Origin of the sequence: Bradyrhizobium sp. WU425, assembly GCF_021052305.1 — a bacterium.
In the GTDB taxonomy this organism is placed as follows: domain Bacteria; phylum Pseudomonadota; class Alphaproteobacteria; order Rhizobiales; family Xanthobacteraceae; genus Bradyrhizobium; species Bradyrhizobium canariense_D.
This window is the reverse complement of the sequence record NZ_CP088089.1, coordinates 3380560-3406962: the sequence shown is the minus strand read 5'-3', so window position 1 is coordinate 3406962 and position 26403 is coordinate 3380560. Positions and strand designations below refer to the sequence as shown.

Genomic DNA, 26403 nt, shown 5'->3' with positions numbered 1-26403 from the left:
GGCCCTGATCTGCCTCAGGTCTTTGGCAGCTTCGGAATGCTTTCGGCAAAGCCGTTGAAGCAGGCCAGCCGCTCGTCCTCTTCCTTGAAGAAACGGCAATCGGCGTAGCCCTTGGCCTTGGCCGGCTTCGGCTTTGGCGTCGGCGGGATCACGGCGTCGTAGCAATTGAGCCGGTCCTTGGTGCCGTCATCGAGGTCCAGGCAAGCCTGCAGCCGCGCCGCGATGGATTGTGGCTTGCCCTTCGGCGCGGCAGCCGGCTTGGCCGCAGCCTCCTTGGTGCCCGCCTTGGTCCCTTTGGGCTTGACCTGCACCAACGGCTTGTCTCCGATCATTGGTGGCTTGTCGGCTTGCGCGAAAGCGGAAGCTGAATAGAGCACCGCGGCAACCGCCAGAATCATCCTCATCTCAGTCAACCCTCTTTGGTCCCCATGACCGGCCTTCTAGCCTCCCGGCGCGCGGTTTGCCAAGCACCTTGCGCACACAGGCACGCTTCCGTTCAGGCCGGGGCGGCTGTTGCCGGCCGGGGCCGGGTCAGGACGACCAGGATCAGCGCCACCACCACGAAACCGACTGCGACGAAGCCGAGCGTATGCAGGAGCTCGCGGGCGAACAGCAGTCCGCCGACGGCAGAGCCGACCGCCTGGCCGATATAAAGGACGGAGGTGTTGAGTGCGACGGTCGCCGATGCCAGCGACGGTGCGGCCGAGACCAGCCGCACCTGCTGCATCGAATTGGTCGCGGCAAAACCGAGGCCCCAGATCGCGACCGCACCCGCCATCAACGCGAGCGTGCCGGCGCCGAGTGCCCAGCCCGTGATTCCTGCAAGCAGCAGGCAGGTGAACAGCAGCGAGGTGCGATAGGGTCCCGAGGTGTCGACGATGCGGGTCGCGATGACAACGCCGAGGAAGCCGCAGACGCCATAGAGAGCGAACACCAGGCCGATCGCATCGGGCCCTGCGCCGGTCAGCTTGTTGAGCAGCGGCCCCATGAAGGTGAACACCACGAACTGCCCGGACATCTGCAACATCGTGATCGCAAGCAGAAGCCGGATCGTTCTGTTGCGACCGACCGCGCTCCAGGTCTTCAGATCCACCGGCGTCCCCTTCAAGCCCCCCGGCAGCCGCATCAGCAACAGCAGGAAGCTGACGCAACCGAGCGCGCCGATTCCGCCATAGGCCGCGCGCCAGCCATAGCGGCTGGCGATGAAGGTGATCAGCGGCAGGCCGACGGCGGCAGCGAGCGACCAGCCGAGAAAGATGTAGGCAATCGTGCTGCCGCGACGCTCCACCGGCACGATCAACGCCGCCGTACCGGCGGCCTGCGGCGTGTAAAGCGCGCCGACCGCGAGCATCACCAGGCGGATGACGAGGAGGCTCGCATAGTCGGGCGCAAAGGCCGAGGCCAGATTGCCAAAAGCGAGCACCGCCAGCGTCGTGGTGAGTAACGCCCGGCGCTCGATCCGGCTGGTGAGCCAGGCCGTCAGCGGCGAGCCGATGCAGAGGATGACAGCCCCGAAGGTGATCAGGAGCGCAGCCGCATGGATGCTGACGTCGAGCCCCGTCGCCAATTCCGGCAGCATGCCCGCCGGCGCCAGTACTGAGCAGCCGGTGACGAGATTGCCGAGCATCAGGGCGGTTGGCGCGAAACGGCCGGCGCGTGCATTTTCCATGCAAACGCATGTAGAGCCGCCTTGCGACCAGTTAAAGGGCGTTGCCCGGAATAGTTCGTGCAGCGCCTCCGCTTTTGCGCGCCGGTTTCTTGGAAATGCCGGATTGCGCAGGCCGACTCGCCTGATATATCGCTCGTTCCCGCTTACCTGCGCTCGTTCGCAGGAGTGAGCCTCAGGAGACATGCCATGACCGACCAGCCCAAGGACCCATCCAAGGACCAATCCAAGTCCGAGCAGCCCAAATCCGAATCCGGCTTCCAGTACAGCCTCAGCAATTTGAGACCCGTGACCCCACCGGAAAAAATCACCCTCACCTTCCCCGACGGCGCCCGGCGCGAATACGCCAAGAGCATCACCGGCCTCGAACTCGCCAAGGGAATTTCGCCGTCGCTGGCCAAGCGTACGGTCGCGATGGCGCTCGACGGCGTGGTCTCCGACCTCGACGATCCCATCGAAGCCGATGCCAGGATCGAGCTGATCAACCGGGACGATCCGCGCGCGCTCGAGCTGATCCGCCATGACTGCGCCCACGTGCTGGCCGAAGCCGTGCAGACGCTGTGGCCGGGCACGCAGGTCACCATCGGCCCCGTGATCGAGAACGGCTTCTATTACGATTTCTTCCGCAACGAGCCGTTCACGCCGGAAGACTTTGCAGCGATCGAGAAGAAGATGCGCGAGCTCATCGCGCGCGACAAGCCTTTTACGAAGGAGGTTTGGGATCGCGAAAAGACCAAACAGGTGTTCCGCGACAAGGGCGAGGCGTTCAAGGTCGAGCTGGTCGATGCCATTCCCGGCAACGAGCCGATCAAGATCTATTACCAGGGCGACTGGTTCGATCTCTGCCGCGGCCCGCACATGACATCGACCGGTAAGGTCGGCAACGCCTTCAAGCTGATGAAGGTGGCCGGCGCCTATTGGCGCGGCGACAGCAACAACCCGATGCTGACCCGCATCTACGGCACGGCATTCGCCAAGCAGGAGGACCTCGACGCTTATCTGAAGCAGATCGAGGAAGCGGAAAAGCGCGACCATCGCAAGCTCGGGCGCGAACTCGACCTCTTCCACTTCCAGGAGGAAGGTCCGGGCGTCGTGTTCTGGCACGCCAAGGGCTGGACCATCTTCCAGCAGCTGATCGCCTATATGCGACGCCGCCTGGCCGGTGACTATAGCGAGGTCAACGCCCCCCAGATCCTCGACAAGTCGCTGTGGGAGACCTCCGGCCATTGGGGCTGGTACCGCGAGAACATGTTCGCGGCGCAGTCGGCCGGCGAGGAGGCCGAAGACAAGCGCTGGTTCGCGCTGAAGCCGATGAACTGCCCAGGCCACGTGCAGATCTTCAAGCATGGCCTGAAGAGCTACCGCGACCTGCCGCTGCGGCTCGCCGAGTTCGGCGTGGTGCACCGCTACGAGCCGTCCGGCGCGATGCACGGATTGATGCGCGTGCGCGGCTTCACCCAGGATGACGCGCACATCTTCTGCATGGAGGATCAGCTCGCCGACGAGTGCCTGAAGATCAACGAGCTGATCCTGTCGACCTATGCCGATTTCGGCTTCACCGGCGATCTCACTGTGAAGCTGTCGACCCGGCCGGAGAAACGCGTCGGCACCGACGCGATGTGGGATCACGCCGAGCGCGTGATGGCGACGGTGCTGCGCGAGATCCAGTCGCAGAACAATCACATCAAGACCGAGATCAATCCGGGCGAAGGCGCCTTCTACGGACCGAAGTTCGAATATGTGCTGCGCGACGCCATTGGCCGCGACTGGCAGTGCGGCACCACGCAGGTCGACTTCAACCTGCCGGAACGGTTCGGTGCGTTCTACATCGACCACGACAGCGGCAAGAAGCCGCCGGTCATGGTGCACCGCGCGATCTGCGGTTCGATGGAGCGCTTCATCGGCATCCTGATCGAGCACTATGCCGGCAACTTCCCGCTCTGGCTGTCGCCGGTGCAGGTGGTGGTCACCACCATCACGTCGGAAGCCGACGAGTATGCCAAGCAGGTGCTGGAGCAGGTCCGGCGTGCGGGACTTCGAGCCGAGATCGACCTGCGCAACGAAAAGATCAACTACAAGGTCCGCGAGCATTCGCTCGCCAAGATTCCGGCACTGCTCGTGGTCGGCAAGAAAGAGGCGGAGACGCAGTCGGTCTCGATCCGCCGGCTCGGCAGCGACGGGCAGCAAGTGACGACGACGGTGGAAGCCATCGCCGCCCTCGTCGACGAAGCGACCCCGCCGGATGTGAAGCGAGCGCGCAGCGCGGCCTGACATCTGAAATCGGTCTAAACTCGCTTTCGGTTGCGGGCGTGCATTCCTATGTGGGGATTGCACGCCCGACGACCAGCCGAAGAGGAAACCGCAGTGCCCGACGCCATCGAACTCCTGAAGACCCGCCGCTCGGTCAAGCCGCGCGAGATGTCCGGACCCGGCCCCTCCCCCGCCGAGCTCGAGACCATCCTCACCATCGGCGCGCGCGTGCCCGACCATGGCAAGCTCGCGCCCTGGCGCTTCATCATCTTCGAGGGCGATGCGCGCCAGCGCGCCGGCGAGGTGATCGCAAAGGTGTTCGCCCGGAAGAATCCCGGCGCGGCGGCGGCCGATGTCGAGACCGAGCGCAAACGCCTCATGGATGCGCCGCTGGTGATCGGCATCGTCAGCTTCACGAAGCCGCATCCGAAGGTGCCGGCCTTCGAGCAGGAATTGTCGGCCGGGGCCAGCGTTATGAACATCGTCACGGCCGCGGCGGCGCTCGGCTACGGCGCCTGCTGGCTGACCGGCTGGTTCGCGTTCGATCGCGACGTGCTGGATGGCCTCGGCCTCAAGCCGGACGAGAAGCTCGCGGGCTTCGTCCATATCGGCAAGCCGACCAGGCCGAGCGGAGACCGTCCGCGACCGGTCCTTTCTGAAATCGTGACGCGATTTTAATCGAAGGCGTGTTGACGCCTTCGACGTCTTGCGGCTTTGATCCCGGCGAGGGAGGAAGCCCGGATGAAGCGTCGTGAATTTCTGGTCGGAGCCGCGCTGCTGGCCGGCACGATGGCGCGAAGCCGCGCCGCCGACGTCCCCGCGCCGTCGTCCGACGGGCTCGACCGTATCACAGCGTATTTCGACAACGAGGTGACGAATGGCCGGCTGCCCGGCGCCGTGGTGCTGGTCCAGCAGCACGGCAAGCCGGTCTATCTGAAGACTATTGGCGTGCGCGACACCAGGACCGGTCTCGCGATGACGCCCGATACGATCTTCGCCATCCACTCGATGACCAAGCCGATCACCTGCCTTGGCGCGATGATGCTGATCGACGAGGGCAAGCTCGCGCTCACCGACCCCGTGTCGAAATACGTTCCCCTCTTCGCCGACACCAAGGTGGGCCTCGAGGTCACCAATCCCGACGGCACGTTGCACCTGGATCTCGTGGCCCCGGTCCGTCCCGTCAACATCGAGGATCTCCTGCGGCACACCTCGGGCATCAGCTACGACTACATCGGCGGCAAATGGGTGGAGCAGGCCTACAAGGCCGCCAATATCTTCGAAGGTCAATTCAACAACAGGGAATTCGCCCAACGGATCGCAAGGCTGCCGCTGGCCCGGCAGCCGGGAACGCTGTGGCGCTACGGTCATTCCACTGACGTCCTCGGCAGCGTCATCGAGATCATCTCGGGCCAGACGCTGTACGAATTCCTCAAGCAGCGCATCTTCGATCCGCTCGGCATGAGCAGCACCAAGTTCGCGCTGGCGACCGAGGACGAGCTTGCGCGGATGGCGCGGCCGCTGCCGAACGACAACATCCTGCTCGCCGCCGAGCGCGAGCGCCTCGATCACCCCGAATGGCAGTCCGGCGGCGGCGGGCTGCTCTCGACCATCACCGACTACCAGCGATTCGCGCAGATGCTGCTCAATGGCGGCGAGTTCGACGGCAAGCGCTATCTGAGCCCCGCTGCCTTCAAGGCCATGACGACCGATCACGTCGGGCCGGGCTCGGGCGTCGGACGCGATTACTTCTATTTTCCGGGCGACGGCTTCGGCTATGGCTATGGCCTCGCGGTGCGGACCGATCCCGGCAACACCAAACCGCCGCCGCCGGGCTCACTCGGCGAGTTGAAATGGGACAGTGGCAGCGGCACCTATTTCGGCGTCGATCCCAAGCTCGACATGGTCTACCTGCTGATGCAGCAGACCCAGAACGAGCGCAGCCGCATCACGCCGGCCTTCAAGGCGCTGGTCTACGACTGCTATCCGTCCGAGTTACGCCGTCCGTGAATCTCGCTCGCCGAAATCGGCGAGCAGCTTTGCGATGTCGGCGGCGTATACTCCCATCATCCTCGTCATTGCGAGCGCAGCGAAGCAATCCGGACTGCCCACGCGGAAAGACTCTGGATTGGTTCGCTGCGCTCGCAATGACGGAGTCTGTGGGTGGAAGCGTCGCACTTCCATTCGCATTCCGGATCGCAGACGCACCTTCGCATCCTCGCGGCTTGTTCGCCCGAGCTTTGCTTGGTCGTCTGACCCTCGATTGAAAGAGGGCGCAGGGAAGACCGGGTGCCGGCTGGCACCCGCGGTCCACTGTGCGAGATTGTCGTAACAAAGATTGCACAGCGGCATACAGGTGAAGCCAAAACAACCGGCCTTCCCTGCGCAGTGGCTTTACGGCTTATGTCGTGCTCTCCCCGGGGAGCGATGCACTATTGCCCCCGTCGCCTTACGGATGGCTGACGCGTGCGCCCGGTTGGGCAACCCACATCACCGCAACGCTTGACGCACAGACCCCGGGCGTCAGGACCACACGATTTTGCCGTACGCCGATCACACCGGTCGTGTGCGCGAGGCCTTCGCTCACGGTTGCCCGCCCTGCGAAGCCGATCGCGCCGATGTGACTAACGTCCACCGCCGTCCGGCCCGCGTTCGTGACGATCGCGATACGCCCCTCTTCCTTGGGCCGGGTTGCGGCGACACATACGTCCTTTCCGAAATTCGGTAAAGCGGAATATTTTCGCGGCTCGCGTTGACCGACAATTTGGGTGTTTTGCCCGTCGGGCAACGCAAGGTCTTGTAGCCCGGATGAGCGAAGCGACATCCGGGATTCCGACCACGAGCTGTCCTGGGTATCGCTTCGCTCACCCGGGCTACGGGACTTATCGGACTGCACGCGCAGTCCCGACTAGTCCTCGCTGGACGTCGCCAAGCGGTTGCGCAGATGGGCCTGCGACAACAGAAAGAACAATGCGCGCTCGCCATGATATTTGGCGGACGGCCGAGTGCGCTCGAAGCCATCGGCAAATTTCTTGCCGGATTGGTCGCACACCTGCCACCGCCAGCCGAACCGCTTACGCCTGGTGAGGATCACTTCGAACATGCCGACGAGCTTGGTCCCCTGCTCCTTGCCGGTCTCGCAGACGCACGAGCCTGCTCCGGCCTCCCCCGTTGGAGTGATGTCCGACATATAACGCGGCAGGATGGAAAGCGAATAAAATTGATTATCGGAAATAGGTATCTTGCACCGGCTGTGAGGAAGTCGCGGCGCCGCTGGAATAAGCCGGCGGTGCCGGTGTTGATCGGTCCTGCTTGGTAGCGCTGCCAGAGCTGTTCAAATCGAAACGCCAACAATCGCAACAGCAAGCGGAGCAGCGGAAAGCATCTGCTTTCGCACACGGGACTGGCGGTAATAAGATATGGGAATCCATGCGCTGAATGAGAAGTGTTCACCAGGCACGAAGACCAGCGTCGGGCCGCATGCGGCATCACCGCTCAAGCACTACCGCGCGACGACCTCGACTTCGCCGTCGACGCCGTTGACGACATTGAAGCCGCGCTCGTAGACCTTGCCCTCGTTCTTGGCGATGGCGCGGTATTCGCCTTCGGAGAGCACGACGCGGGGAAAGGCGCCGATCGATTCCTTGATGACGTCGCCGCCCGGGGTCAGTACCGACCAGGCGGTGTTGGCGAGCGCCTCGCCGCCCCTGTCGCTGACGAGCTTGAGCGTGATGACGGCAGCGCGGTGGGTGATGGTGACGTCGGTGAGCTTGCTGGCCTGGACGCGGATGTCCGAGCGCACCACCGAATTGGCGTCGCCGTAATTCGAGATGATGTAGTAGGTGCCCTCCGGCAGCAGCACGACGTCGCCGGCGGCGACGTTCGGCACCAGGGAGGCGCGTTCGCCGGATTCGAACTGGCTCCCCTTGTAGATCGCGAACGAGATCTGGTTCTGCGGAATGCGACTGGTGCCGACGCGGCCCTCGATGCGCAAGCCGCCGGCGGGCAGCACGAAGGACTCGCGATCGGTCTCGGCTTTCAGGCTGACGGTGCGCACCGCGCTGACGAGGCCAAAGGCGACATGCACGACGTAATTGCCGGGCGGCAACACGATGTTTGGCGTGGCATTACGATCTTCGCGAATCAGCTTGAAGGTGCCGTTCTCGTCGGGACGATCGGCAAACACGCGCCAGACCAGGCCGCTGGTGATCGGCGGGGTGTCCTTGCCGTATTTCGCGGTCAGCGACAGCACGCCCTGTCCGGGCACCGCCGCGTTGAGCGGCGGGGCGGATGGCACAGTCGTGACCGCGGGCGGCGGCATGCTGGGCGTGGTCGGCTGCAACAGGGTCGGCGGCAGGCTCGGCGGTCCGGCACCCGGGCCGGAGGGCGGCGCCAGACTGACGGCACCGCCGGGATCGGGCACCGAAGCGGGCGGCACCGGCGGCGGACGATCGGAGAAAAGCTGCGCCTGCGCAGCATTTTGGCCAAGAGTATAGAGGCAGGCAGCAAGGACCAGCACCGGCAGCAGCGATGTGCTGCGCCGCCATCCGATGATGCCGTCACCCCCGAGAGTCATGCCACCTGCTTTTCACCGAAAACGCGGCAAATTCAAGCCTCTGGATCCCCGAGAAATACGGCCAATACGGTTCTTTGGAACCCGGCTGACGCCTGCGTGATTACCCCAGGGGCACCCGTCCCTCGCCATACTCCTGCCCCGCGCGCTTCCCAAACCGGCATAAACCATGCTTCGGCCCGGTTCTGGCGGAGCGCGAGTGCGGTGCCTAGTCTGATGGCGGGTCCCGGCGTAGGAGAGTTTCGGTGCTGGACATATTGAAGGGTCGGGGTTCGAACAGCGATAAGGTCGGCGAGAAAGTCGGCTTGGGCAGCATCCGCCGGCCGGTCATCGGCCTTGCCCTCGGCGGCGGCGCGGCGCGCGGCTTCGCTCATATCGGCATTATCAGGACCCTGCTCGCCAACGGAATCGTGCCTGACGTCGTGGTCGGCACCTCGATCGGCGCAGTGGTCGGCGGCCTCTATGCAGCCGGCCGGCTCGATACGCTGGAAGAATGGGGCCGCAGCCTGCAAGGCATGCGCAACATCCTCGGCTATCTCGACATCCGCCTCAACGGCTCCGGCCTGATCGGCGGCGAGAAGCTGGCGACCCGGCTCGAGGCTGCCTGCGGCCAGAGCCAGATCGAGGATCTCCCGGTCAAGTTCGCCGCCGTCGCGACCGAGGTCCGCACCGGCCACGAGATCTGGCTGACGCGCGGCCGCGTAGTCGACGCGATGCGCGCCTCCTACGCGCTGCCCGGCATCTTCTCTCCGGTCCTGATCGGCGATCGCTGGCTGGTCGACGGCGCATTGGTGAACCCGGTGCCGGTCTCGGCCGCCCGCGCGCTCGGCGCGGAAATCGTCATCGCCGCAAATCTTTCCAGCGACATCTTCACCTATTCGACGACGGTCTATTCGCACGGCGCGATGCCTGAACCGGTGATCCCCGCGACCGAAGAGCCGGCGTCAAAGCGGCGCTTCCCGAGATTCTTCTCGCCTGAGAAGACGGTGAAGCGCGAGTTCTTCGGCGGCGGCAGCGCCCGGCCCGGCCTCTCCTCGGTGATGGTCGACGCTTTCAACATCATGCAGGACCGTATCACCCGGGCCCGCCTCGCCGGCGATCCGCCCGACATGCTGATCACACCGCGGATCGGCCAATTCGGCTGGTTCGATTTCCACCGCTCCGAAGACCTCATCGCGCTGGGCACCCGCGCAGCCGAGCGTGCGCTGGAGTCCATCCAGGAGGCAATCCACGAACTGGCGCCCGCGCCCGAGGGCGCCGCGCCCAAAGCCGACCAGCAGGCCTGATCAGGCGGTCTACTGATCAGGCAGTCTTGATGTAGTCGCGCAGAGCTTCCTGCTCGGCCTCGTATTCCTGCACCCGACGCTTGACGATGTCGCCGATCGAGATCAGGCCGACCACCTTGCCGTTGTCGACCACGGGCAGATGGCGGAACTTGCCGGTGGTCATCATCTCCATGAGTTCGGCGACCGTGTCGGTCTCCTTGCAGGTGACCACCTTGCGGGTCATGACCTGCGAGACCGGCTCCTCCAGCGCGCCGGCGCCGCGCTCGCCGATCACCCGGACGATGTCGCGCTCCGACAGGATGCCTTCCAGCCGGCTCTGGTTCATCACCAGCACCGCGCCGATCTTCTTGTCGGCGAGCAGTTTGACCGCGGCAGCCAGCTTGGCGTCGGGCTCGACGCTCATGATCTGGTGGCCCTTGGTGTTGAGAATCGAACGTACCGTCATTGTCGCCTCCCTGAATCGCAACCGTCCGCTGTTCGCGGTCCGGACTTGTTCTTCGAGTCTTCAACTAACAGTTTCAGCGCCGGTTTCACGTTCAGGCGCTTTGCGAAGCATCGCCGCTAGCGGCCTGTCGCTTCGGAACATTCTTCTCGGGAATGATGGATGAATTCGGGCGGCGCCGCAAGCGCCGCTTCAAATGCGGTCTGAAATGTCCCGTGATGACGCATCCGCAGCATCACTTCGCACGCGCGGCACCGGATCGAACAGCGCGAACAGCAACAGGCCGGCAAGGAAGCCGCCGATATGCGCCTGCCAGGCGACGCTCGTGGTCTCGCTGTCGACGCCAATCGCGCCGACGCCGAAGACGATGTTGACGCCGAACCACACCGCAAGAAAACCGAGCACCCGCCCGTCGCGCAACGCGCGCGACAGCGGCAACGCCGGAACTCTTGCGGCGGTATCGGCATCCGATCGGCTGAACGACAGGAAGCTGCCGCGAACGAAGGCGAAGCGGATCGCCGCCGCCATCGCGCCGGACACCGAGGCCGAGGCGCCGATCATCGGCGCCACCGCGTGCTCATGGGTGACGAGATGGGCGAGCGCGCCGGCCGCCGCCGTCACCGCGAGGAACAGGAAGAACCTGATGGCGCCAAAGCGCCGCGCCAGCGCGCTGCCGAACGGCAACAGCCACAGCACGTTGAAGCCGAGATGGGTGAGATTGGCATGCAGAAGCGAATAGGTGACGAAGGTCCAGACCTTGGCGCCGGCTCCGCCGGGGATCTCCAGATTGAGCAGCGAGGAATCGTAGCGCTTGGGGATGAAGCCGAAGACGTCGATGGTCCAGTTCTCGAGCTCCGGCGGCAGCAGCACCCGCAGATGGATCACCGCGAGCAGGAGGATATAGGCGGTCAGCGCGAACGGCAGCGTCAGGATCGGCTCGCGCGGAGCCTCCTCAACGACGGCCGGCACCCCCAGCGAAGCATCTTGCGACGAAGGATCTTGCGGCGGAGAATTTGGCGGGAATTCCAAGGGCGGCTTCGCTTTCAGGCGCGATCGGAGCGACAGGCTTCACGACAAGCCTTGGAGATAGTCGCCTTTGCCCGCGCTGCGCAAGTGCACAAAAGGAAAAGGCAGGGCCCTGGGAAAGCCCTGCCTATCCGTGTCGGACTTCCGGTACCCAGAGAGACGGGAGTATCCCCACCCCTCCCCGCGGCCGGTGACCAAACTGTTTGACGCCTGTGTACAGGCCTCGCCGAGAACCTGGAGAAAAGCGGCGAGGCTTGCGACCGCGATCACCATAGCAGCGGGGCGGTGCACGGAAAGCGCATAGTTAATTTAACGTTAACGACGCAAAGGCAGCGCCAGGAGCACCGAAAATGCCGCTGCGGCATGGACGCTGCAAAGCCCCTCCTGCACAACAACACAGGGATCGCGGCTGCACTGAAGCGGGACAGGTTTGTCCCGCGAGGTTGCGCCCCGGGGTAAGCGTTCAGCCATGAAACATCCGTCGAGCCGCGAGTTCTTCGCATATTGGGACACCAAGCGGGGCACCGCGCGGGCCCCTGACCGGGCCGATATCGATCCGGCCGCCGTGCGCGGCCTGCTCGGTGACATCTTCGTGCTGTCCTGCGAGCCCCATCTCGGCTTTCCGTTCCGCGTCGCCGGCACGCGCGTCTGTGCCCTCGCAGGGCGCGACCTCAAGGATGCGAGCTTTGCGGCGCTGTTCAACGAGGCTAGCCGCCGCGAGATCGAGGAGATCACGACCATCGTCGCCGATGAGAGCCTCGGGGCAATCGCCGGCGTCACCGCCGCGCGCGAGGACGGCAGCAAGGCGTATCTCGAGCTGCTGCTGCTGCCGTTCAACGCCCGCCCGCATACACCGGTGAGCGTGACGGGCGTGCTCGCGCCGTTCGACGACGAATGCGGCGCGCTGGGCCCGTTCGCCCTCACCTCCTGGCGCTATCTGCACCAGCCGGAAAAACTGCTGCCGCGCGCGATCCGCAAGCTGCAGATCGCACGCGGGCTGATGGTCTATGAGGGGCTGCGCTAGCAGTGCACCGCGCTCACGGCATCGCCAGATGCCAGGCGCCGTTCAGAAAGCCGTCGCCGGTGACGTCGCCGGGCTTGGTGTCCTTGGCAAAGGTGTAGAGCGGCTTGCCCTTGTAGGCCCACTGCTTCGAGCCATCGTCGCGCGTGATGACGGTGTAGCCGTCGGCGGCGGCATCGCTCGCCTCGGCCTTCAGCACCGGCCAGTTGGTCGCACACGGACCATTGCAGGCCGACTTGCTGTCAGCATCCTTGTCGAAAGTATAGAGCGACATGCCCTTGGCGTCGGTAAGCACGTTCCCTTTGTCGGTCTTGCCGGTCTTGGTCGGCGGTGCCGCGAAGGCAGCGGGAAGCAGCGCCAGCGATATTGCGAGCGTGAGCGCGAGGCGGATCGATGACGTCATGGTCTCTCCTGTCAGGCAATGGGCTTGCATGGGTAGGACGCCGCGCGAGCCGTCGTATTCCTGAGATCGCGGCAAAGATATTTTTCGCTGCAAGCCTCGTCGCATCGGAATAAACTGGGATGATGGAGATGGACGACGGATCGACATGAGCAAGCCGCATTGGCGTCCCGCCCGCGCCTCCGATCTGCCGGCGATCAGCAAGATCGCAGCGCAAATCCATCCCGATCTGCCTGAACGCCCCGAGGTGCTTGCGGAAAAGATGCGGCTCTATCCCTATGGCTGCCGCGTGATCGTCGCGGACGACGGGATCGTCGGCTACGGTCTGGCGCATCCCTGGATGCAGCACCGGATTCCGCCGCTCGACGGCTTCCTCGAGCAATTGCCCGGCGATGCGGATTGCCTCTATTTGCACGACGTCGCGGTGCTGCCCGACTTTCGCGGCGGCGTCGCGCGCGACTATGTCATCGCGATCGAACAGCTCGCGCGCACATCAGGAATCGCGACGCTCGCATTGGTGTCGGTCTACGCCACGCGGCCGCTGTGGCAGCGTCTCGGCTTTCGGCCGGTCACCGCGGATGCGGAGCTGCGGGCGAAACTCGCGTCCTACAGCGACAGCGCGACCTACATGCTGCGCGACCTCGCTGCGACGTAACGCCCCTCCCCGTCGACGCCGGTAGGCTGCCGTCAGGCGCGATGCTTCTTTTTAGTCTTCGGCTTCTTCCCGGCGGCGCCCTTCTCAGACCACGACGTGACCGAGGGCTCAGCGTGGCCCGGCTTGTTCTTGTGCTTTTTCTTCTTTGCGAAGGAAGGAGCATCGTCGAATTTCGGCGTGCGCTCGGCGTACGGCTTTTCGTGCGGTTTGCCGTGTATCTTGCCGTGTGGCTTGCCTTGCGGTTTGAACCCGTTCGGCTCGCGCGCGCGTTCGCCCTGGCGTTCACGATGATCGCTGTCGCCACTCTCGCGCCGCGGCGCGTGGGGCCGCTCTTCCGATGCCGCCTGCCGTTGCGGCGCATCCGCCATCGGCTCGAGACGGATATTGTCTTCCTTGTCCGGACGCTTGATCTTCACGGCGAAGGATTCCGCGACCCGCTCGGAAATTTCGAACTCGGTCGTGGTGTCCATGATCTTGATCGCGCCGATGTCGTTCTTGTCGATGCCGCCACGACGGCAGATCATCGGCAACAGCCAGCGCGCTTCCGCATTCTTTTTTCGTCCGATGTTGGCCCGGAACCAGACGCTGCCATCCGCCATGCCATGTTTCGACGACGATTTTCCCGCTTTGGGCCGCGCCCTTTCGGGCCGATCATCGCCACGCGATGCGCGGATATCGTCGCGCGGTGCGCGCGTATCATTGCGGCCGCGATCCTCGCGCGGCCGACTGCTCCGCTCGCCGGGATCCATAATGTCTTCGGGCGACGGCAGCCGCGCGCGATAGAGCCGTGCGAGTGACGCGGCGATCTCCTCGGCCGACCGCTCGGCCAATAGCGCCTGCGCCAGCGCCAGATCGTCGGCGGTGGTCTCCTCCGTGAACAGCACGTCCTTCATGCGCTCGTGATCGAGCTTGCGGATCTCATCCGGCTGCGGCGCCGTCCCCCAGACCGCGTCGATGCCCGAGACGTTCAGCAGCATTTCCGCACGCCGCCGCCGCACGGGCGGCACCAGCATGACGCTCGTCCCCTTGCGGCCCGCGCGGCCGGTGCGGCCGGAGCGATGCTGCATGACCTCGGCGTCGTTGGGCAGGTCGGCATGAATGACGAGATCGAGGCTCGGCAGATCGATGCCCCGGGCGGCGACGTCGGTCGCCACGCAGACGCGCGAGCGTCCGTCGCGCAGCGACTGCAGCGCCGTGGTTCGCTCGTTCTGCGTCAATTCGCCTGACAAAGCGACCACGGAGAAGCCGCGCTCCAGCAGTGCCGCCTGCAAGTGCCGGACGCCGTCGCGCGTGCTGCAGAATACCAGCGCGCTCGGCGCCTCGTAGAAGCGCAACACGTTGACGACGGCGTGCTCGGCATCACCGGGCGCGATCCGGATCGCGCGGTACTCGATATCGGCGTGACCGCCTTCGTCGCCGGCGACCTCGATCCGGAACGCCCGCTGCTGATACTGCTTGGCCAGCGCGACGATGCCGCGCGGGAACGTCGCCGAGAACATCAGGGTGCGGCGCGTGTCCGGCGTGGTCTTGAGGATGAACTCCATGTCCTCGCGAAAGCCGAGATTGAGCATCTCGTCGGCCTCGTCGAGCACGACTACCTTCAATTCCGAGATGTCGAGACGGCCGCGGCGCAAATGATCGCACAACCGGCCGGGCGTGCCGACGACGATATGAGCGCCGGCCGCAAGCTCGCGCTGCTCGCGCCTGGGGTCCATGCCGCCGACGCAGGAAACGACGCGCCCGCTCGCATGCTCGTACAGCCAGGCCAGCTCGCGATGGACCTGCAAGGCAAGCTCGCGGGTCGGCGCCACGATCAGGGCAAGCGGTGCACCCGCCCGCTCGAACCGCTCGGCGTCGCCCAACAGGTCCTTGGCCATGGCGAGCCCATAGGCCAGGGTCTTGCCGGAGCCGGTCTGTGCCGAAACCAAGAGATCGCGGTCAGCGGCCTCGTCCGTGAGTACGGCGAGCTGAACGGGGGTCGGACGGTCGTAATTGCGCTCGGCCAAAGCTCGGGCGAGCGGCGCACTCATGGTCGGAAAAGACACGGGATAAACCTTGGTTGGTCCAGGCGCGGAACGTCGAGCCGCGCGACCTGAAGCTGCGTAGGCGGCAAATGGTCCAGCCGCACGCGTGGTGATCTGATTTGGACGCTCTTTACGCCAAGTGCGGGCAAATCACCATGCCTATGACGCATGGCTTTGGTGATGCCGAGAAGAAGCTTACTGGCCAGCTCGACCCACTACATCCAGCGTTTTCGGGGCATTTTACTGCATATAGCGGGATTTTGGGGCGAGGCTGCAGATTTTCACGGCCACCTCGCTTAAATTATGCGCGGTTGAAGCTGCCGGAGACGCACAACAGGGCTAAGCTCAGGCCGATTGGACTAGGGAGCACGACGATGCGATTGGCAGTCATTTCCGATATCCACGGCAACCTTGCCGCGCTCGAGGCGGTGCTGGCCGACATCAAGGCGCGTGGCGTCGATCGTACGGTCAACCTTGGCGATTGCGTCACCAGCCCGTTGTGGCCGAAAGAGACTTTCGAAGCGCTCGAGGCGCTGTCGTTGCCGACCGTACGCGGAAACCATGATCGCTGGATTGAGGAGTTTCCGGACGACAAGCTCTCGTCGGCGGGTCTGTTTGCGCGCAACGCATTGACTGCGGAGCAACGTCTCGCACTCCACAGCCTGCCTTCCCAAATACGGCTGGACGATGGGATCCTGGCCTGCCACGGCACGCCCGAGAACGATACGACATGCCTGCTGGAAGAAACGCTCGACGACGGCCGCTTCGTACCGGCACGCGGCGACGTGCTGGCAATGCGCCTCGCGAGTGAGCCGACGGCGCGTGTGGTGCTGTGTGGTCATAGCCACCGCCAGGCCGTCGTTCACGGACCTCATGACTGTCTGGTTCTCAATCCAGGGAGCGTTGGTTGCCCGGTCTTCGCAGACATTCCCGTTGCCGCAAACCTGGAATACCGCTCGCCGCACGCGCGATATGCAATCCTCACGAAGCGACAAAGGGGCTGGCAGGCCGAACTCTTGGCCCTCGAATACGATTGGGACGCCGCATCGTCCCGTGCCCTCGCCAACGACCACCCGAAATGGGCGCAGGCCATATCGTCGGGATATGTCAAATAGCTGCTGGCATCGCTCGACCCAAATTGTGCCGCACGGAAGAACGGGAGAACACATGGCCGACGGAATCTCGCTTGCCGACAAGCTCGCGACATTTGGGGATTTCTGGTCCCCACGCACGATCACGACCTTCAACGATTGCGACGTGATGGTGGTGAAAGTGAAGGGAGAATTCACCTGGCACAAGCATGACGACACCGACGATTTCTTTCTCGTCCTGAAAGGCAGTTTGGAGATCGAATTACGGGATCGCACGGTGACGCTTGGTCCGGGCGAACTCTATGTCGTGCCCAAAGGTGTCGAGCATCGCCCGGTCGCGCGCGAGGAAGTTCATCTCCTGCTCATCGAGCCGACCGGCACGCCGAACACGGGCGACAAGGCCACCGCCGCGGACCGCAAGCTCGCATAGATGGCAACTCGCCCAGCGCAGCTCTATGCCTGCAGCCTTAATCCCTGGAGGTCACCAGGCTGCTGAAGCCGCCGACCAGTCTAGCTCTTGCCCGCACAAGAGTGTCCCTGGCCGCGCGGCTCAGTGCGCGGATGGCGCGCCAGGCGTCGGTTGCCTGCAGCCACGCCTTCACCTCGGAGTACTTCCCATAGGCCCAGGCGAAGGCCGGAATCCGCATCAGCTTGTCGCGCGTGAGATGGAACAGGCGCTCGACCAGCACCAGCTTAAGCAGTTCGCCGACAAGAAAAGTCACGGCCCCCATCACGATTTGCCCGGTCGCCGCGAGATAGGCTGCCACGGGCTTGACCGGCTCCAGGATAATGACGGGTACCGAAAACAAGGCGAGCGAGCAATAAGGCGACAGCGATCTGATCCAGCCCCGCAATCGCTTCAATTGGAGATGCCGCCCGATCCAGCGCGAGATTGGCCTCGCCACGGCCATGAAGACCGCATCCACCAGGAAGTAGATGGCGGCCGCGATGTAGGTCAGGGGCTTCAGGTTCTGCTTCACGATGAACTCTCCCGTGAACTGAAAGCCGTAACCTGGGCCTAAGTTTCACCCCGGCTTGAATAACTCGCGGATTTTCGATGGAACTTTTCGTGTACGGGCCCGCCGCTGCCCGGTTCAGATCTCCGCATAGATCTCCAAAAGATTACCGTCGGGGTCGCGGAAGAACAGCGTCCGATGCCCGAACGACTGGTTCGTCGGCGGTGACAGCAGCGCCACGCCGTGGCGTGCGAGTTCGTCGGCACACGCATCGACTTCGGCCGCGGACACCTTGAAGGCCAGTTGCAGCGAGGCACTGCCTGCCGGCGTCGGCGCGTCAGCCGCGGTCCGGCTTGGCCTTGCAAGAGCCAGCGTGTTGGGGCCCAAGCCGTACTCGATCCAGTCCGGCGACAGCTCCCGCAGCAGCGGAAATGCGAGAACCTCCTGGTAGAAGCGCCGCATCGCCACCATGTCGCGCGCGAAAATGACGGTGTAGTCGATCGCACGGATGGCGCGGAAGGGCGAGCGGGTGCGTTGGATCGGTTCGGTTGTCATCTCGTCCTTCATTCAAAACGCCGGCCCGTAGCCCGTATGGAGCGTAGCGGAATACGGGGAGCCCCAGGCGAGAATCCCGGATTACGCTGCGCTCCGTCCGGGGCTACAGGGCTCGCCAGACTTTATCGCAACAAACCGCCACTGTAACGGACCGCATAGAGCGGCACGCCATCCTGCCGCGCAATCGTCTCGACACCGTGGAAACGATCGAGCGCGCCCTCGACCTCGTTTCGATAAATCATGCCTGCCTGCTCGAACAGATGCGGGCCCCGAAACGGATACTCGACGCTGACATCCAGCAACGCCTGGCGCAGGAATTTGTAGATTGCGAGGAAGATGTCTCGATCCGTGATCTCCGCACGGACGCCACCGCTGTAGCTCATCGACCAAACGACGCGGTCATCCCGGGACACGGTTTCTTGGCCAACGAAAAACCCCATCCCGAAATAGATATCGCGATAGGCATAGGGTGCCGCACGATGCTCGAGCTGCTTTGAGCCTCTGAGCAGCGGAGCGGCGGTGGCGTCGTCGTCCATCCCCGCATAGGTATGGCGCTTGGCTTCGACCAGGAACGCTGCGAGATCTCCGGGGATGGACGACATCGGTTATTCCACCAGTTCCGGCCACGGCACGATGGTCGACTTCACCGTCTTCATCGCCATGGCATCCCTGACCGCCTGTGCGACGCCTTCTTCCGTGAACGGATAGATTGTCTGCATCTTCAGCCAGGGATATTTGCCCGCCGTGCGATGGAGCATGTCGACGCCGAGCGGCAGATCGTTGGCGGTAAAACCCCAGGAGCCCAGCACGTTGATATCCTTGGTGCAAATGCGGTGCCATGAAGTCTCGATCGAGCCGGCGTCGGTGAACTGGCCCATCTCGACATAAGTGCCACCGTCGCGCAGCATCTCGATGCCTTCGGGGCCGGCGGAGGGATGGCCCGAGCAATCCATCACCAGATCGGCGCCGAAGCCGCCGACGATGTCGCGCACGCGCGCGATGCGTGCCTCGGGCGATTTGATCTCCTCGATGTTCACCGTCGCCTCGGCGCCGAACTCGCGCGCGAGCTTGAGCCGCGGCTCCTCCGGCGCCCCGACGCAGATCACGCGCCCTGCTCCCATCTCCTGCGCGGCGGCGACCGCGAGAATGCCGATCGGGCCCGAGCCCTGGATCACCACAGTGTCGCCCCAGGAAAAACCGCCGGCGCGGCTGGCGCGATTGAAGGCGCGGATGCAGGACGTCAGCGGCTCCGACAGCGCACCCAACCGCAGCGACATGTCGTCAGGCAATTTGTAGATCTTGGTGCCCGGCAGCATGTCGAGATCGACATAGACATATTCGGCCCAGCCCCCCCACATGTGAGGCGCCTTGTCGAAGCCGAGATAGCGGCCGTAATAGACCGGCGTCAGGCATTTGTTGGCGGTCAGGGGATAATGGATGCAGTAATAGCAGCTGCCGCAGGGCATCAGCGGCGGGATCATCACTTTTGATCCGACCTTGAGCGGCTTGCTCATGAAGTCCTCGGTGAATTCGTCGCCGCATTCGACGATGATTCCGCCGAGCTCGTGGCCGAGCGTGAACGGCCATGGCAGCGGCTTCGGCCAGTGCCCTTTCAGGATGTGCAGGTCGGTGCCGCAGACGCCGCACGCGCCGACCTTGATCAGCGCGGCCTTTTTGCCGACCTTCGGCCACGGCACGCTGCGGATGACGGGCTCGCTGCCCGGCCCTGCGTGGGTGCAGACGCGGATCTGGTCCATGGCGTGTCCTCGATGCCCGTCTGTTATGATTGATTGGTGCGGGCTGAAGCGAAGCGTATGTGAGATGCGCGCTGGTGCCAAGCCGCGGTCTCGTAACCCGCATGAGCGAAGCGACATGCGGGGCCAGCATTCCCGGATATCGCTTCGCTCATCCGGGCTACGGGACCCTGGTCTCCACACACCCAAGTGCCTTGAGCGCTCGACGGCGAACGTGTAGGCACGGCGCCAAAGTCCCACCCCAGGTGCCCGCTTGAACCCCCTCCCTCAAAATCCCGTGGTCGCGTCCGGCTCGTTCGCAGCGATGAGGTCGGTGCCCTACCGGCTCCAGTTCATCGCTTACGTGCTGGCGATGATGGCCGACAATATCGAGCATGTGATCAGCTATTGGGTGGTGTTCCAGAAATTCCATTCGCCGGCGTTGGCCGGCTTTGCGGTGCTGTCACACTGGCTGCCGTTCCTGCTGTTCTCGGTCGCGGTTGGCGGACTGGCCGACCGGGTCGATCCGCGCCGCATCATCCAGTGCGGCATGCTGCTGTTCATTGTTGCCTCGGCCGGATGGGGTTTCTTCTTCATCACCGACGCCATCCAGATGTGGCACGCCATGCTGCTGCTGGTGGTCCATGGCTGCGCCGGCGTGTTGTGGCAGACGCCGAACCAGCTTTTGCTCTACGATCTCGTCGGTCCCGCTGATCTTCCGAGCGCGGTGCGGCTGAATGCGATGGCGCGCTATCTCGGCATTCTGGTCGGACCTGCCGTCGGCGGAATCATCATGCTGACGCTCGGCACCTCGCACGGCATCATCTTCAACACGCTGTTCTATCTGCCGATGCTGCTGTGGCTGTTCTGGGCGCCGGTGCGGGACAAGAGTGTCGCGGTGCGGCGCTTCGCCGTGCGCGGCCTTGCCGACATCATGCTGACCATCCGCGCCATCGGCACGCAGCCGGTGCTGACGGCGATGACTTGGCTTGCCGGCCTCACCTCCTTCATGATCGGCAATGCCTATCACGCCCAGATGCCAGGCTTTGCCGGCGATCTCGGCCACGGCGATCCCGGAATCTCCTACAGCGTGCTGCTCGCGGCCGATGCCGCCGGCGCACTGCTCGCCGGCATCGCGCTGGAATCCTGGGGGCGGCTCAAGGGCACGCCGCGCACCGCGATCATGCTCGCCATGCTGTGGAGCGTGGCGCTGCTCGGCTTCGCCTCGGTGCGGATCTATCCGGTCGCGATCGTGCTGTTGTTCTTTGCAGGCTTCTTCGAGCTGTCGTTCAATACCATGGCGCAGGCGCTGGTGCAGTTGAACGCGCCGTCCGACATTCGCGGTCGCGTCGTCGGCCTCTACAACATGGCGGGGCTCGGGATGCGGGCGTTCAGCGGCATCACGGTCGGACTGTTCGGTGCGGCGATCGGCATTCACTGGTCGCTCGGGCTCTCGGCCGCGGTGCTGCTGGCGCTGCTATGTCTTCTCTATGGGCGCGCGACGAGGAAGACGGCCGGTTGACTCCGGCGTCTCCCCACCGCACGCTTGATATAGGGTTTGGGGAGATGAAGCGTTGCGCAATCGCTGGGGCATACTTGCGATCCTGTTCGTCGTTCGCCTCACCATCGCATTCCAGTTCCAGAGCGTAGCCGCGGTCGCGCCGCTGCTGCAGCAGAGCTTCGGCGTCGGGCTCGCCGATATCGGCATCCTGATCGGACTCTATTTCACACCGGGCATCGTGCTGGCGCTGCCGGGCGGCGCGATTGGCCGGACGCTTGGCGACAAGCCCACCACGATCGTGGCGCTGCTGCTGATGACGGCGGGCAGTCTCGTCATGGCCATCACCGACGTCTGGGGCTGGCAGATGGCGGGCCGGCTCGCCTCCGGCGCCGGCGGCGTGCTGCTGACCGTGCAGCTCACCAAGATGGGCACCGACTGGTTTGCGGGGAAGGAGATCGCTACCGCGATGGCGATCTTCGTCAACTCCTGGCCGGCCGGCGTTGCGATCTCGCTGCTGGTGCTGCCGGCGATCGGCACGGCCTATGGCGCGGGCGCCGTGTTCCTCGTGGCCGGCGCGCTCACCGCGATCGGCATTGTGCTGATCACGTTCTACCAAGCACCGCCGGGAGCAACCGCCAGCGCGGCCGGCTCCGGGCGGCTTGATCCGCTCGCGCTTCTGGCGGTGATCGTCGCGGGCGCGATCTGGGGCCTCTATAATGTCGGCTTCGCCATGATCTTCTCGTTCGGCCCCTCGCTGCTCGCCGAGCGCGGCTGGAGCATTGCCGCGGCGGGATCGGCGATCAGCCTCGTGATGTGGCTGTCGGTGATCTCGGTGCCGGCAGGCGGTTATCTCGCCGATCGCTTCAAGCGGCCGTTCGTGCTGGCTATCGTGGCCAGCCTGGTGGTGGCCGGGCTGCTGGCCTGGCTGACCCGGTCCGACGCCGTGATCACGATCCTCGTCCTGATCGGCCTGATCGGCGGCCATCCGGCCGGGCCGATCATGAGCCTGACCGCCCGCGTGCTCGTGCCGGAAACCAGGGCGATCGGGATGGGCGTGTTCTACACTCTCTTCTATGCCGCGATGATGCTAGGACCGGCGGTGGCGGGCCGGCTCGCCAAATCGGCCGGCACGGCCGCGGTCGCGCTCGACCTCGGCGCGCTGACAGTGCTGGCCTGCCCGCCCCTGATGTGGCTTTTCGAACGCATTGTGTCTGTTCGTCATCGCCGCGCCCGATCCTAACGCGGCATTAACCCTGTGCACCTTAGGGTCGTCCCGGACTCCGCCAGGCGGGGGGTCGGGTTGTGAAAATGGCGTTGGCGCACAAAAGATTTCTTCCGGCCGCCGAGGAACGTCGGCGTTTCCAGCGGGTGAAGGTTCACCTGCTCGGCCGCTACATGCTGCCGGACCGCCGTGAATTCCCCTGCCAGGTGATCAACATGTCGCCGGGCGGGCTGGCGCTGCTGGCCCCCGGCATCGGCAATGTCGGCGACCGCGTGGTCGCCTATCTCGACCATATCGGCCGCGTCGAGGGCAAGATCACCCGCATCATCGACAATGGCTTCGCCATGACGGTCGGTGCCACGCCGCGAAAGCGCGACAAGCTTGCCGCACAGCTGACCTGGCTCGCCAACCGCGACATCCTCAATTTGCCGGAAGACCGCCGCCACGATCGTATCGTGCCGCGCAATCCGATCGCGGTGCTGACGCTCGAGGACGGCACCAAGATGACCTGCCGCATCATCGACCTCTCGCTGTCGGGCGCCGCCATCGCCGCGGAGAACCGCCCCCCGCTGAAATCGACGGTTCTGCTCGGCCGGGTGCAGGGCCGCGTGGTCCGAAACCTCGAAGATGGCTTCGCGCTCGAGTTCATGCATTCCCAGCCAATTGAAACTCTCGAAGAGAGCGTTACCGCGCGGTAAAGCGCGAAGGCACCAAAACCACTGCATTTCCAGTACTGAAGGCGGCCTCCGCGATGCGGACGCCGCCTTTTTCATGGGTGGCGTCGAGGCTCGCGCGGGTTAACGCGGAGGCTGCGGGAGCGTGCAAACAACGGTTCCGCCAGCGTTTCCGCGTTAATCCATAAAATTTGAATCAATTGCAGTCATATCGAATTTTATTCAAGTTTGACTCAAGTATAGATCGAATTCGCCGCGTGTTTTACTTGCATTCGTCTCGACTTGACTTGACTGACTTAGCGGCAACTCAAAAGCTGCCTGCGCAATGTGGTCCCAACAAGAAACGGGGGCCGCAATGTTTGATTTCAGGGGACAGGGGAAGGGATTGGCGCTCGCCGCCATGCTCTTCGGAATGAGCGCGGCAGCGCAGGCCGGCGAAGGCCGTCTGCTCTACGCAAGCCTCGGCGACACCACGCGTGCGCCGATCGGCTGGGTCGAGTTCTGTGCGGACAATGCCGCTCAGTGCCAGGGCGCACCGACGCAACCGCGTGACATCGTGATGTCGCAGGCTGCATGGCGCGACCTCGTCAAGGTCAATCGCTGGGTCAACGAGACCGTCAAGCCTTTGACCGACCAGGAGCACTGGGGCGTGATCGAAAAGTGGTCGCTGCCGTCGGACGGTTACGGCGACTGCGAGGACTACGTGCTGTTGAAGCGCAAGATGCTAATCGATGCCGGATGGCCGCGCGAGGCCCTGCTCATCACCGTGGTGCGCGACAAGAAGGGCGAAGGACACGCGGTGCTGACGGTGAAGACCGACAAGGGCGAGTTCGTTCTCGACAATCAGAACGAGAACGTCGTTGCCTGGACGGAGACCGGCTACCGCTTCGTCAAGCGCCAGTCGCAGAGCGATCCCAATGTCTGGGTCTCGCTCGGCGACACCAAGCCGGCGGTCTCCACCGCCAGCGCAAGGGATCAGTAGAGACAAACGAAAGAGATACGCGACCCGGTCACATCCCCACCCCTCCCCGTCCCAGACCGGTTCGCGCGCGGCCAGCCATCCCCCAATGGCTGGCCGCAACTTTGCCGGCCCGGCGAAAACCGCCAAATTCCTTCGGAATCAAAGCGGTCTAGCCGGGTCGGTAAAGACGTCTCAATACGCCTCGATACGGAACATTCCCCAAACACGACATCCCGACACGGGGAAAAGCAGGGGAATTTGTTCTCTCTGCGTTCGCATGCGATAAGAGGTACTGGCCTCCTAAGTTGATTGTCGCAGTGGCCTATTTTGATTTGTCGCCATCGCCCAGCTTGCCCAAGGCGTCCGCAACCCAGCCTGCCTTTCGGAGCACCCGTTCACTCTCCGCCAAGGTTCGGTAGCTCCGTTCCATGGATTCCCAATCTTGCTTCCGAAGACAGCAAAGCCCTCGGCAGTTTCCCGCCGAGGGCTCTGAGGAGCTCTCGGCAGTTACCTGCCAAGAGCTCCCGTCTCTGTCGTCTAGAGCGAGCTTACCAGTTGCGCTGAGCGCGGAGGAGCAGGGTGATGGTGTCCTGATCCTTCAGCTCGTAAACCGCAGCCGGCTTGGCAGTGACACCGGACGGAGCCACGGCGACCACGCCGGCGTACTTCTGGTCAAGATGGGTCCAAGCAAGGTCAGCCGAGAACGTCAGGTTCTTGACCGGGGTCCAGCGGGTGATCAAACCGACCTGGCCGATGGCGAAGTCAGGGTTACACGAGGTAACGCCAGCCACAGCCGCGCCGGTGACGAACGTGCCGCCAACACCGCAGATAGCGGCCTTGCCCAGCGAACCGTACTGCGCCTGAGCGTAGGCACCGTAGATCGCGGTGTTCCAGTATGGATCCCAGTTATGGGTGTAGGCACCGCGGAAGCCCCAGGTCTTGATCGATTCCTGCTGGCTACCCGTGACGTAGACGGTGTCGGGAGCATTGGCGAAGCCGACGCTCTGGTAGGCGATGCCGGAAGATCCGAACATCGAGTAGCTGCTGCCCGCCAGGTTCTGGAAGTTGTAGCGGGTCGCACCATCGGTGTAGACGCCCTGGATGTTGATCACGTCACCCGCACCAGTCGGGATGTTCTTGATCGACAGAGCGAGCTGAGCAGCCCAACCCCACTTGTCATCGGGATGACCGGTGGGTTCGGTCGCGCCGTAGTAGGCAACGTGGTTGTCATGCGCAGCGACTGATGCCTGGAACAGACCCCAAGCCTGGTCGACGCGGACCATAGCGACGAGGTTCGGCGAACGCGAACCGCCGATGGCGTTGACGCCGTTTGCGCCACCAACAATGCCAGCCACGGATGCGCCCGACAGGTTCTGATTGCCGGCCTGGTAATAGGCCGTCGCATCTTCAGCCGAGAACGACGCCGTCACGCCCTGACCGAAGTCAGCGGTGTAGGTGAACTGGTTGACACCAGTGACCGTGCCGGAACCGCCGACGAGACCGTCGTAGTTGTTGCCGGGATAGTTGGTCCAGGGCGCGTCGAACTGCGACACGGCCTTACCCATGGTGAAGCCAGCGAACTGGATGAAGGCGTAGTACACGCCGAGCGAACCGCCGGAGGTCGCGCCGTCGGTGCCGTTGACGGCCGAACCAACCAGTGCCGGAGAAGCACCCGCGGTATTGAGCGCCAGCGTGCTGCTGTAGGCGGTGCCGCCGGTGGCGCTGCCAGTGCCGTTGTAGTTACCGGTGGTCCAGGAGAACACGCCGTCGAAGAAGGTACGGACGACGCCGTACTCGGTCGCGGTGCGCGTGTCGATGTTGAGATCTTCACGAGCGCGCATGGTGTAGTAGTTCGTCAGACGGTTGCGCGCGCCATTGTTGCCGGTGAACTGGCCGCTGTAGTCCGAGTTGGTGTTCAGCGCGACTTCAGCGCGCAGATAACCACCCAGCTTGATGCAGGTGTCGGTGCCGGGGATGTAGTAGAAACCCGCACCGTACAGGGAGCAGATCTTCACGTATTCGACCGCTTTGGCCTTCACGGGGAGATCGGCTGCCTGCGCTCCGCCAACAGCGAGCAGACCCGCCGCGGAACCGAGCAAAAGGCTCTTAACCAACTTCATGTTAAACCTCCAAGTTTGCCATAGGGAAGGTTCCGGATCCGCTGGGTGAAGACACCCTAAGGTTGGTTCCCTTGTCCCTTAAATTCACCGCTTAGTCGCTTCGCGCCTTCGGACACACCCGCTGAACGCGAGGGACTTAAGCGAACCACCTAAGACGGGACGACCTCGGGATGCCCCCCTCCGTCGCTCAGTCACCATGATCGATGGTCCCAGCCCACGCAACATCCGAACACGTTCAAAGAGGCTG

Annotated in this window: 26 protein-coding genes; 12 read left to right on the top strand and 14 right to left on the bottom strand. The window is 64.0% G+C overall.

What is annotated here, in order from left to right; translation table 11 throughout:
• Positions 1–14: 14 nt before the first annotated feature.
• Together BcanWU425_RS16380 and BcanWU425_RS16375 are read right to left on the bottom strand one after the other, a co-directional pair.
• Positions 15–404 (bottom strand): hypothetical protein, encoded by a 390-nt coding sequence (locus tag BcanWU425_RS16380; RefSeq protein WP_026232937.1) that lies wholly within the window; start codon positions 402–404, stop codon positions 15–17.
• 92 nt (positions 405–496) lie between these two features.
• Complete coding sequence (locus tag BcanWU425_RS16375; RefSeq protein WP_085396177.1) at positions 497–1669, bottom strand: MFS transporter; 1173 nt, start codon at positions 1667–1669, stop codon at positions 497–499.
• 186 nt (positions 1670–1855) lie between these two features.
• On the opposite strand from BcanWU425_RS16375, the gene thrS reads away from it, so the two are divergent.
• From thrS to BcanWU425_RS16360, 3 genes are all read left to right on the top strand, one after another.
• Positions 1856–3937 carry a threonine--tRNA ligase gene (thrS, locus tag BcanWU425_RS16370; RefSeq protein WP_162496431.1) on the top strand — a complete coding sequence of 694 codons (2082 nt, stop codon included), beginning with the start codon at positions 1856–1858 and terminating at the stop codon, positions 3935–3937.
• Positions 3938–4030: 93 nt separating this feature from the next.
• Positions 4031–4594 (top strand): nitroreductase family protein, encoded by a 564-nt coding sequence (locus tag BcanWU425_RS16365; protein ID WP_162496430.1) that lies wholly within the window; start codon positions 4031–4033, stop codon positions 4592–4594.
• Positions 4595–4657: 63 nt separating this feature from the next.
• Positions 4658–5926, top strand: a complete 1269-nt coding sequence (locus BcanWU425_RS16360) for a serine hydrolase domain-containing protein (protein ID WP_085396171.1) — start codon at positions 4658–4660, stop codon at positions 5924–5926.
• Between the two features lie 439 nt (positions 5927–6365).
• On the opposite strand, the gene BcanWU425_RS16355 is transcribed toward BcanWU425_RS16360, so the two are convergent.
• The 3 genes from BcanWU425_RS16355 to BcanWU425_RS16345 form a co-directional block, all read right to left on the bottom strand.
• Positions 6366–6812: a hypothetical protein gene (locus BcanWU425_RS16355; protein WP_231190702.1), complete on the bottom strand. Its 447-nt coding sequence runs from the start codon at positions 6810–6812 to the stop codon at positions 6366–6368.
• 12 nt (positions 6813–6824) lie between these two features.
• A complete protein-coding gene (locus BcanWU425_RS16350; RefSeq protein WP_018455363.1) occupies positions 6825–7106 on the bottom strand; it encodes a hypothetical protein in 282 nt (93 codons plus the stop codon).
• A gap of 312 nt (positions 7107–7418) precedes the next feature.
• The gene (locus tag BcanWU425_RS16345) at positions 7419–8492 is read right to left on the bottom strand and encodes a hypothetical protein (RefSeq protein ID WP_204511590.1); all 1074 of its coding nucleotides are present in this window, start codon (positions 8490–8492) and stop codon (positions 7419–7421) included.
• Between the two features lie 242 nt (positions 8493–8734).
• Between BcanWU425_RS16345 and BcanWU425_RS16340 the strand changes: the two genes are divergently transcribed.
• Positions 8735–9775, top strand: coding sequence for a patatin-like phospholipase family protein (locus tag BcanWU425_RS16340; RefSeq protein ID WP_085361736.1), 1041 nt, complete (start codon positions 8735–8737; stop codon positions 9773–9775).
• Positions 9776–9791: 16 nt separating this feature from the next.
• Here BcanWU425_RS16340 and BcanWU425_RS16335 read toward each other — a convergent pair whose 3' ends face one another.
• Both BcanWU425_RS16335 and BcanWU425_RS16330 read right to left on the bottom strand, forming a co-directional pair.
• A complete protein-coding gene (locus tag BcanWU425_RS16335; protein WP_085351136.1) occupies positions 9792–10220 on the bottom strand; it encodes a CBS domain-containing protein in 429 nt (142 codons plus the stop codon).
• 189 nt (positions 10221–10409) lie between these two features.
• Positions 10410–11186, bottom strand: coding sequence for a rhomboid family intramembrane serine protease (locus tag BcanWU425_RS16330; protein ID WP_018455359.1), 777 nt, complete (start codon positions 11184–11186; stop codon positions 10410–10412).
• A gap of 526 nt (positions 11187–11712) precedes the next feature.
• Here BcanWU425_RS16330 and BcanWU425_RS16325 point away from each other — a divergent pair.
• A complete protein-coding gene (locus BcanWU425_RS16325; protein ID WP_085361735.1) occupies positions 11713–12267 on the top strand; it encodes a PAS domain-containing protein in 555 nt (184 codons plus the stop codon).
• Between the two features lie 13 nt (positions 12268–12280).
• Here the strand turns inward: BcanWU425_RS16325 and BcanWU425_RS16320 are convergent, their stop codons facing one another.
• Complete coding sequence (locus BcanWU425_RS16320; protein ID WP_204511591.1) at positions 12281–12667, bottom strand: COG4315 family predicted lipoprotein; 387 nt, start codon at positions 12665–12667, stop codon at positions 12281–12283.
• Between the two features lie 145 nt (positions 12668–12812).
• On the opposite strand from BcanWU425_RS16320, the gene BcanWU425_RS16315 reads away from it, so the two are divergent.
• Entirely contained in the window at positions 12813–13319 is a 507-nt protein-coding gene (locus BcanWU425_RS16315) for a GNAT family N-acetyltransferase (RefSeq protein ID WP_204511592.1), read from the top strand.
• A gap of 32 nt (positions 13320–13351) precedes the next feature.
• On the opposite strand, the gene BcanWU425_RS16310 is transcribed toward BcanWU425_RS16315, so the two are convergent.
• Positions 13352–15349 (bottom strand): DEAD/DEAH box helicase, encoded by a 1998-nt coding sequence (locus tag BcanWU425_RS16310; RefSeq protein ID WP_204513959.1) that lies wholly within the window; start codon positions 15347–15349, stop codon positions 13352–13354.
• Positions 15350–15717: 368 nt separating this feature from the next.
• On the opposite strand from BcanWU425_RS16310, the gene BcanWU425_RS16305 reads away from it, so the two are divergent.
• Both BcanWU425_RS16305 and BcanWU425_RS16300 read left to right on the top strand, forming a co-directional pair.
• On the top strand, positions 15718–16458 hold the full coding sequence (locus tag BcanWU425_RS16305; protein ID WP_204511593.1) for a metallophosphoesterase family protein: 741 nt from the start codon (positions 15718–15720) through the stop codon (positions 16456–16458).
• 52 nt (positions 16459–16510) lie between these two features.
• A complete protein-coding gene (locus BcanWU425_RS16300; protein ID WP_085361730.1) occupies positions 16511–16864 on the top strand; it encodes a cupin domain-containing protein in 354 nt (117 codons plus the stop codon).
• Positions 16865–16901: 37 nt separating this feature from the next.
• On the opposite strand, the gene BcanWU425_RS16295 is transcribed toward BcanWU425_RS16300, so the two are convergent.
• From BcanWU425_RS16295 to BcanWU425_RS16280, 4 genes are all read right to left on the bottom strand, one after another.
• Entirely contained in the window at positions 16902–17414 is a 513-nt protein-coding gene (locus BcanWU425_RS16295) for a hypothetical protein (RefSeq protein WP_085385015.1), read from the bottom strand.
• Between the two features lie 114 nt (positions 17415–17528).
• On the bottom strand, positions 17529–17957 hold the full coding sequence (locus tag BcanWU425_RS16290; protein WP_204511594.1) for a VOC family protein: 429 nt from the start codon (positions 17955–17957) through the stop codon (positions 17529–17531).
• Between the two features lie 110 nt (positions 17958–18067).
• Positions 18068–18547 (bottom strand): DUF5680 domain-containing protein, encoded by a 480-nt coding sequence (locus BcanWU425_RS16285; protein ID WP_085351128.1) that lies wholly within the window; start codon positions 18545–18547, stop codon positions 18068–18070.
• Between the two features lie 3 nt (positions 18548–18550).
• On the bottom strand, positions 18551–19702 hold the full coding sequence (locus BcanWU425_RS16280; RefSeq protein ID WP_204511595.1) for a zinc-binding dehydrogenase: 1152 nt from the start codon (positions 19700–19702) through the stop codon (positions 18551–18553).
• Between the two features lie 301 nt (positions 19703–20003).
• Between BcanWU425_RS16280 and BcanWU425_RS16275 the strand changes: the two genes are divergently transcribed.
• From BcanWU425_RS16275 to BcanWU425_RS16260, 4 genes are all read left to right on the top strand, one after another.
• Complete coding sequence (locus tag BcanWU425_RS16275; protein ID WP_204513960.1) at positions 20004–21200, top strand: MFS transporter; 1197 nt, start codon at positions 20004–20006, stop codon at positions 21198–21200.
• A 52-nt stretch (positions 21201–21252) separates the two neighbouring features.
• Positions 21253–22419 (top strand): MFS transporter, encoded by a 1167-nt coding sequence (locus BcanWU425_RS16270; protein ID WP_204511596.1) that lies wholly within the window; start codon positions 21253–21255, stop codon positions 22417–22419.
• 68 nt (positions 22420–22487) lie between these two features.
• The gene (locus tag BcanWU425_RS16265) at positions 22488–23099 is read left to right on the top strand and encodes a PilZ domain-containing protein (RefSeq protein WP_085396156.1); all 612 of its coding nucleotides are present in this window, start codon (positions 22488–22490) and stop codon (positions 23097–23099) included.
• 331 nt (positions 23100–23430) lie between these two features.
• Positions 23431–24057 (top strand): transglutaminase-like cysteine peptidase, encoded by a 627-nt coding sequence (locus BcanWU425_RS16260; protein ID WP_026232931.1) that lies wholly within the window; start codon positions 23431–23433, stop codon positions 24055–24057.
• Positions 24058–24584: 527 nt separating this feature from the next.
• On the opposite strand, the gene BcanWU425_RS16255 is transcribed toward BcanWU425_RS16260, so the two are convergent.
• Complete coding sequence (locus tag BcanWU425_RS16255; RefSeq protein ID WP_231190700.1) at positions 24585–26156, bottom strand: porin; 1572 nt, start codon at positions 26154–26156, stop codon at positions 24585–24587.
• Between the last annotated feature and the right edge of the window lie 247 nt (positions 26157–26403).